Genomic DNA, 1,759 nt, shown 5'->3' on the forward strand with positions numbered 1-1,759 from the left:
AATACACAAACAGGCCCCTGAGCGCGGAAGATATTGATAATATCTTAACCAAAATCAACAATAAATATTTGCTTTTGGGCTATATCGCGGCAAAAGCTTATCTGCCCGAGCAGGATATAACTTCCGGCGTTATGTTCGTCAGCCTTATGGAAGCTAAAATCAACGAAAGCAGAATAACCGGCAACGATACGACAAGCGCAAACTTTATAAATTCGCGAATACGGCTTATCGGATGTGATATGATAAACGTAAACGATATCGAGCGCGATATTCTCTATTTTAACGCTTCAAACGACGTCAAAGCCCGCGCCGCTTTAGAGCCGGGCCCAGTCTATGGCACTACAGATATAAATTTGGTAATGACCGAGCCTTCCCGCCTATCATTGGTGGCTTTCAGCGACAATTCCGGTCAGGAAGACACCGGCCTTGAGCGTTACGGCGCTTACGCCGTTTTAAGGAGCCTTACCGGGTACAGGGATATTTTAACTTTCGGAGGTATGCTTTCAAAAGGAAGCGAAAGCTATTTCGCCTCTTACGAAATACCCGAACCTTTGCTTAAAACCAGAATCGGTGTCGGCTTTGATTATTCCACTACGGAAATTATCAGCGGCCCGCTGCATCCTTTAAACGTGGACGGCCATTTTTACGATTATTATATTTACGTCAAAAAGCCTTTTTGGGTTACGGAAACCATGATAAGCAATTTCAATTTAAGTTTTTCCGCCAAGAACGGTGCAAACTACGTAGACAGCTACCGTACGCAAACGACCAAGACGGATCTTATAACCCTTGCTTTTGATAATATTTGGATTTTTAACGGCGGATATCTTTTTAATTTGCTTTCGGCAGGGCAGGGCGTAAAAGCCTTGGAAGGCAAAAACGAATTTACAAAGTTTAATTACTCGGGCGAATTTCAAACGGCGGTTTGGGGGCCTTTGGCTTTTAATCTTAAAGCTAAAGCCCAGCTTAAGGCGGGCGGGCATGATTTGCCTTCTTCCGAGCAATTTCAGCTAGGCGGAGTCAACACTGTACGCGGTTATACGGAAGGTATGCTTATAGCCGATAAAGGTTTTGACGTTATGAGTGAACTTCAATTTGATTTTACTTCCCCGCTTCCGCGTTTTGTTACTTATGCAAAATTATTCGGATTTTTTGATTACGGACGCATTTATCCTTCCAAAGACACTATTACGCCGGAAGGATATGATAAAGACATTTACAGCGCGGGCGGCGGCTTGCGTATGGGATTTTTTAACAGATTGGACGGCAGCCTTACCGTAGCCAGGACTTTAAACGAACATCCTTCCTTCGGGGAGAATGAAACTAAAGTTCTGTTTTACGTCCAGGCCAAGATTTTTTAGGAAAAATAAATGTTCAAAAAGATATCAGCGGTAGTTTTAAGTTATGTTTTAATGACCTCTTCCGTATTCGGCACGATGATAACGCCCGACGGAAAGACCAATACCACGGTCAGAGTGAACGGCAATGTTTCCGACGTACACACCGGCACCGTTTCCGGCCAGACGGGGTTTAACTCTTTTTCTACGTTTGACGTATACCAAGGCCATACCGCGAATCTTTATTTGCCCGAGGGCGCCAAAAATCTTATTAACTTGGTGCATGACAAAATCAGCAATATAGACGGAGTTTTGAACGCTTTTAAAGACGGCAAAATCGGCGGAAACGTATTTTTCCTTAACCCTAACGGCATAGCGGTGGGCGCAAGCGGCGTAATAAACGTCGGCGCGCTTACGCTGGC

Annotated in this window: 2 protein-coding genes; both read left to right on the top strand. The window is 44.4% G+C overall.

Annotated elements, in window-relative coordinates; translation table 11 throughout:
- Positions 1-1,361: ShlB/FhaC/HecB family hemolysin secretion/activation protein (locus tag ACQY26_RS00005; RefSeq protein WP_428047032.1), on the top strand; the 1,361-nt coding region annotated here is incomplete at its 5' end.
- 9 nt (positions 1,362-1,370) lie between these two features.
- On the top strand, positions 1,371-1,759 hold a 389-nt coding region (locus tag ACQY26_RS00010; protein ID WP_428047033.1), incomplete at its 3' end, for a leukotoxin LktA family filamentous adhesin.

The sequence above is a fragment of the Candidatus Proelusimicrobium excrementi genome, assembly GCF_937881865.1.
In the GTDB taxonomy this organism is placed as follows: domain Bacteria; phylum Elusimicrobiota; class Elusimicrobia; order Elusimicrobiales; family Elusimicrobiaceae; genus Proelusimicrobium; species Proelusimicrobium excrementi.